Origin of the sequence: Victivallis sp. (assembly GCF_048170485.1) — a bacterium.
Classification (GTDB): domain Bacteria; phylum Verrucomicrobiota; class Lentisphaeria; order Victivallales; family Victivallaceae; genus Victivallis.
The window spans coordinates 1-5,885 of record NZ_DBEXAY010000314.1 but is presented as its reverse complement, the minus strand read 5'-3'; the positions used below and the strand labels follow the sequence as shown (position 1 = coordinate 5,885).

Below are 5,885 nucleotides of genomic sequence, written 5' to 3'. Positions count from 1 at the left end.
AAATAAATTGATGAATCAGTTGTTGACAAGTGAAGGAGTGATGATATAATAAAAAAGGATATAAGTGTTTGCCAAGAGGAGATGCCATGCTGGAGATATTGCAGGAAAGAATAGAGCAGGGGAGTTATCCTGTTGGCAGGCGTCTGCCCAGTGAACGAAAGCTGGCGGCGGAGTTTCAGGTGCCGCAGAGCCAGATCCATAAGAAGCTTCAACAGCTGGTGGAGAGCGGGCTTCTGGAGTGTTTCCGCGGCAACGGCTACTTCGTGCGACAGGGGAAACCGGCGGCGGAGAAGCTCAGCAGAATCGCGTTGTGCTGGGAGCAGAACAGCGCCGGCAGCACCGGCAGTGCCGCCGATGATTTCTATGTGGGGCTGCTCTTCAATCTCGCACCGGAGTTCGCGCAGAACATCACCATATTCAACATACCGGAGGAGTCGTCGAAACAGAATGAATTGATTTTGGAATTGATTCACGAAGGATTTGAGGGGATCTTCTGCTATCCGCACTTCGTACGGGAGCTGCTTCCGGCATTCATCGAGTTGAAAATTCAGAGAATTCCGCTGATTTTCTGGGACTATTCGCCGTTGCCGGGAATTTTCCCCGCGGTTGGCATCGACCATTTCCAGTCCTGCATGCTGGCGGCGGAAGTGCTTGCCGGTCAGCATATGCCGGTCACCTATCTCGGCTTTGAGGAGTCGGAGCAGAACCGGTTGAAATATCTCGGTTTCCACGCCGGATGCAGACAGTTTCAGGTGACGGTGGAGAAGGAGATTCTGCTGCCATATCGCAAGGCATTTGGAGAGAAGGAGATCGGTTTTGAGCAGGAGCTCGCGCCAGGGAAGCTCTACTTCGCCTCGACCCGGCTGCTCTCCTCCCGCGTGATCGGGACGATGTTCGACCGGGGGTGCCTGCCGGGAAAGGATTACCGGATTCTGACCGTCGACCGGGTGAAATTCATGGAAGGCAGTTCATTGCAACTGGATTCCATGATGCGCGATCACACGCAGATGATGCGCAAACTGCTGGGGGAGATGCAGCATGCCATCCGTTCCCGGAGCTGTGTCTGCAACGACTGGCGCAACCCCATGCGCTACATCCCCGGTGCGAGTCTCGCGCATTGAATTGGACGCAAGATGATTGTAATGTGAAAGTTGCATGATGTCGGCATGGAATGTGGCGGGCATGGCCGTCAAACTTCGTGCCGCGGAAAATTCCGGAGAGAGAGCTCTTCCTCTTTCTGCTGGATGCGATCTTTTTCCGTTTGTTTTCCGCGTTGCGGCGCCTGATTGTCTTTACTTGCCACGGTTCACGCGTTCCGGTGGGAGAGAGGGCTGAAACAGAGAATCGTTCTCTCCGGTTCCTGCCAGCGTGGCCGGGAAATAGGTGCGGGTCCGTTTTTCGCTGGAAAAACGTGTGAAAAGCACCTTTTTCACCGGATGATCCTGGTTGGGAATGAGGCAGGTTGTTTCGATCCCATCCTTCGTGAGTTCAAATGGTTGGGTGTTGTCGACTGTCAGAAGATCCATGGCGTGGGGATCCAGTCGATTGCGTTCCATTTCAACCGCGTAGACGAGCGGTCCGCGCATCAGGGCGATCCTCCCGGTCTGCGCCATGGTTCCGCGAATCTGGCGCACCTCCATGGGGAGGCAAAGGCGGACCACCGTTTCGCCCGGTGCAATTGTCATGGAAAACCAGCCCGGAGATGCCGGAGTCCCATTCACGGTGGCGTGTTCGCACCACCCGGGAATGCGCAGCGTCAGAGGAAAGGTTTGCTTTGCGGAAATCGTCAGCTCCACCGTCTCCGATTCCGGGTAGCGGGTCTTCTGGTGGAGCGTCACCGTCGGCGTGTCGAGCGTCGATTCCGTGTAGAGGTTGACCGCAATCCCCCCGGCCGTCCGGAAGTAAACTGCGTCGGGCAGTTCGAACATCATCCGGCGCAGGTTGTTCGGGCAGCAGTAGGTTTCATGGTCATACCACTGGCCCGGCTCGTTGAAGGGAATGAAATACCTCTGCCGGAGGCCATCTTCGGACTGCGCCCCGAAAAACGCGTTGTACAGAATCCGTTCGTACAGATCTCCCAGCCGTGGATCGGCTTCGAATTCAAGGTATTTTGCCGCGCAACGGAGCAGGTAAGCCGAAACGCAGGTCTCGCCCCACCGGCCCAGACCGATCTGCGTATCGTCCCAGAGTTCTCCCCAGTAGAACCCGCCGGAGCAACTGCCGGAGATCGAGGAGTAATTGCTGAACACCCGGCGGAAAAGCTCTTCGGTTCCCGCCCGCAGCTGCGGGGTGTCGCTTCCGGTCAGCTGGCGGTATTGAAGCTGTGCCAGACAGCGGGCGATCCAGGTGTAGACATGGGCCACTCCGTTGACCGGTGTCATGCGGTCGTAGACGTCGAGCGTCTGATCCAGCAGAAAGACATCGCGGCAGTATGCGGAAAATCGGCGGTCTCCCGAGGCTTCGGCGAGCATCAGGAATGCCGTTTCCAGACCGAGATTGACCGAAGTTTTCCGATGGATCAGAAAGTTGCCGAGCCTGAGTGCCGCCTGCAGGGCGCGTTCATTGCCATAGTGGCGGTAATCCAGCACAAATGCCTGAATCATATAAGCCTGGTCGTGATTGTCCCAGTAGCCCGGAGGCCCGGAGAAGATGGTGATCGCGCCGTCTTCCGACTGGGTGTCGATCAATTCGGCCAGCCGTTCCGTTTTGAAACGGAGCATCTCGTCGCCGCCGATTCCGTGGATCGCGGCTTTGACCACTGCGTCGAGAAACATGCCGTATCCGGCGAATCCGCCGGGAACCTCCGGCTTCATGCTGCGATGCCGGAAATGACGTACAAAAAGCTCTTCCACGTCAAGATGGTGCAGAATCTTTTCGCCCGTGAGATCCATGCGGTGTCTGATCTCGCCGCCGAGACGGACCGCGCGCGGAGCAAACGGTTGAAACTTCCAATTGCCGTATGTCGCGCAATGCCGCCCGGAACCGCTGGCGGGGGCGGAGGGAATGCAAGCGTGTTGCTCCATTTCAATTCTCTTTCTGTTGCATCTTGGTGAATCTTCGATATATTATAGAATGAAAACATACAAATTCCAATGTTTTCCTTATGGATTATCCAATAAATTATATGGATAAAACGATGATTCATTCGGAGATTTCATTTTACGACAATGTCACGCCATGGGATCCCCCGGGGCGGCATTTTCTGATTCGCGGTTTGGCCCTGAATGAGCTCATGCCGCCCGCATTGATCTGCCATGGCGAGAAGGCCGCCTATCCCTGGCCGTGGCTGTTGATCTTCTTTGACGACCCGGTCGTGCTGAACTCCGGAACTCCGGAAGAGATGAGGTGTGAGAAGTCGATTCAGCTCTGGCCGCCCCGAACCGTGCACCGGTACGGCAATCCTTCGGCATCGTGGAACCATTCGTGGATCATTTTCGACGGTCCGGAGATCGAGGAGTATCTGGCGGAATTTCCCGTGCCGACCGGCGTTCCGGTTGCCGCGGATGCCGGCCGGATCTTTGCAAAATACCTGACATTGCTCCGCGATGAGCTCACACGGAGTGAACCGGACCTGTTCCTCCAGCGGCAGCTGGTGAAATTGTTCCTCTACGAACTGCACCGTTCCGGCGAACGGCAGCCGGAAGCGGTCCCGTTGCCGCTGCAGCGAATCAGACTTTACATACTCAACAATTTCACGGAAGAGCTCTCGCTGGAGACGTTGGCGGCGCGTTTCCATCTGTCGGTGCCGCATCTGTCGGCGGCTTACCGGAAATCCTTTCGAATCTCGCCGATGAGCCATATAAACAGGTTGCGCATGGAACATGCGGCGAAGCTGCTTCGACTTTATCCCTATTCCTGCAAAGAGGTTGCATCGTTTTCCGGATTTCATGACCCGCTCTATTTCTCCCGGCGGTTCCATCAGTACTGGGGTGTATCGCCCCGGGAATATAGAAAACGGAACATGATCTGTTCCGCTTCCCGGAAGGTGTGATTTTTTCGCTGAAAGAGTTGGAGAGTCTGGAGCAACGCGCCATGTCGTCGGCAGGAGCGTGTGGGGCGGGGGAATCGCGCGTATTTTGCCTGACGGCTTGGAGTATTATTGTTTCTGTCTTAATATGCATCCATTTGATTTGTAGGAAATTGCCGATTGAATTCCCTGAGGCGGAAGTGCGATGTTCGGCGAGGGGGGGGGACCAGGGCAGTGCCGTTTTATGGGGCTCTTCTGTCGGTTGACGGAACGGAAATGTCGAGTCGGATGAACATTATAACCTGAGTCGCTGGTGGAAAATGGTCGGTGCTGCGAACGGTTGAGTCGCCTTGAGATTCTCTGGCGCCGGCTTTGCGTTCTGGAGAGGAGAAATCATCGCAACTTCTGTGGATATGAGAGATAGAGCAAGTTACATCCGATGTGAGGTTCGGGCCTCTCAGACTTCGTGGTGTCGGGCTGCTGTGCGTCGGTGGTCAAAATTGCCGATTGAGGTGCAGGAGATATTTCTTGCTCCAAAGGAGCAACAACGGCACGGTGTGATGGTTCAGATTCGGATTACGTCGCCAGAAAACCCCATTTCCTGCAACTGCCTGCGAATCTGTTCCTCGTAAATGGCGGAGAGGATACAGACACAGGCTGTGCGATTTTCCGGCTTTTTCAATATGGACGGAGTGTAAACGGTGTGCCCTCGTATGATTTTCCCCTGTTTCGATTGGTCGATGTCGATGAGACCGGCGATGTTCCACGAATCAAAGAGGCCGGAATTGAGCAGTTTCAGGCCATAAGCTCCCAATCCCCAGAGAAAATAGCGTCTGGCTGGATTCTGGGATTGGATCAAAGTCTGCTGAAGCGAGGACAACTTCGCCGATTTTTCTAAATACAACATGATTTTTTCGGTATAATCGGTGGAAGGGGCGTCCATGACCGGCACCGGCTCTGTTGTTTTTCTGGCAAGAGCATAGCAATCTGGATATACAATATCGAAAAGAAGTTTATTTTCCGTTTCTCCGAACAGAAGGACTTTGAATCCGTTGGCGTGCAAAATTCTTTTTAAATATTCAACAGAGAAGTGATTGATATGTTCCCCGTCGAAATAATGGTACGGTTTGTAAAGGTATTTTTCATAACATCTGGCGTTGGGGACTTCGATAAAAAGCATTCCGGACGGCGTCAGAGTTTTTGATAATATCTGCAGTGCGGCAGCTGGGGAAAATAGATGTTCAAACAGTTGCGAACAAATGATGAAATCGCAGAGAAGTTTCCCTTCCAATTCCTCGAGGGCGCAGTGAACCGTCTTCCAGTTCGTATTGTTTTTCATCGCGGCAATGCATTTTTTTGAGCTGTCGACGGCGGAGAGATTCCGGTAGCCGCGCTGATTCAATTCATGCAGCAGTTCTCCCCGGCCGGACCCGATGTCGGCAATGTGCGAATTTTTGTCTTTGATGAACGGCACAATGCGGTCTGCAATTTTCTGAAACCGCTTTTTGTCTTCTTCGCTCTCTCCGCCGGAGCCGGCGATGTTTTTCAACGCATATTTTTCTGCGGAATGATAATAGCGGGCAAAGGTGGAGGCGTCCGCGTCAAAATCATCGAAGACCATTCCGCAACTGGAGCAGGAGACAATGCGATATTCGGTCGGCAGGATACGATTCTCCTCTGCCGGATAGTGGATTGTGTGCAGCAGAGCGGCTTGACTGCATTCACAAACGGGGCAGCGACGGAGAACATGCATTGGAAGATCCTCGGGAATTTGGCTTGACAGAAAGGCCGGACCGGAATTGTTTTCCCTTATCCCCGCAGAAATTTTGAAATCCGAATGGTTCGGCAGATGTCCGGATCGCGGTTTTTCTTGACAGAAGGTGCATATGGGTGCAGCTTCCCGTAATTTTTTTCAGCA

4 protein-coding genes are annotated in these 5,885 nt (G+C 53.9%); 2 read left to right on the top strand and 2 right to left on the bottom strand.

All coding sequences use genetic code 11. The features are described from left to right. The first annotated feature begins 86 nt into the window (after positions 1 to 86). Positions 87 to 1,121, top strand: coding sequence for a GntR family transcriptional regulator (locus ACMLHG_RS16230; protein WP_417171156.1), 1,035 nt, complete (start codon positions 87 to 89; stop codon positions 1,119 to 1,121). A 171-nt stretch (positions 1,122 to 1,292) separates the two neighbouring features. Here the strand turns inward: ACMLHG_RS16230 and ACMLHG_RS16225 are convergent, their stop codons facing one another. Further along, positions 1,293 to 3,023, bottom strand: coding sequence for a beta-L-arabinofuranosidase domain-containing protein (locus ACMLHG_RS16225; protein ID WP_417171155.1), 1,731 nt, complete (start codon positions 3,021 to 3,023; stop codon positions 1,293 to 1,295). 113 nt (positions 3,024 to 3,136) lie between these two features. Between ACMLHG_RS16225 and ACMLHG_RS16220 the strand changes: the two genes are divergently transcribed. Then, positions 3,137 to 3,991 (top strand): helix-turn-helix domain-containing protein, encoded by an 855-nt coding sequence (locus tag ACMLHG_RS16220; protein ID WP_295811346.1) that lies wholly within the window; start codon positions 3,137 to 3,139, stop codon positions 3,989 to 3,991. Between the two features lie 541 nt (positions 3,992 to 4,532). Here ACMLHG_RS16220 and ACMLHG_RS16215 read toward each other — a convergent pair. Then, positions 4,533 to 5,588 (bottom strand): class I SAM-dependent methyltransferase, encoded by a 1,056-nt coding sequence (locus ACMLHG_RS16215; RefSeq protein ID WP_417171154.1) that lies wholly within the window; start codon positions 5,586 to 5,588, stop codon positions 4,533 to 4,535. Positions 5,589 to 5,885 lie beyond the last annotated feature (297 nt).

Excerpts from the sequence above, each read along its gene's own strand:
- ACMLHG_RS16230 (WP_417171156.1), top strand. The coding sequence starts at position 87 with ATGCTGGAGATATTGCAGGAAAGAATAGAGCAGGGGAGTTATCCTGTT.
- ACMLHG_RS16225 (WP_417171155.1), bottom strand. The coding sequence starts at position 3,023 with ATGGAGCAACACGCTTGCATTCCCTCCGCCCCCGCCAGCGGTTCCGGG.
- ACMLHG_RS16220 (WP_295811346.1), top strand. The coding sequence starts at position 3,137 with ATGATTCATTCGGAGATTTCATTTTACGACAATGTCACGCCATGGGAT.
- ACMLHG_RS16215 (WP_417171154.1), bottom strand. The coding sequence starts at position 5,588 with ATGGTCTTCGATGATTTTGACGCGGACGCCTCCACCTTTGCCCGCTAT.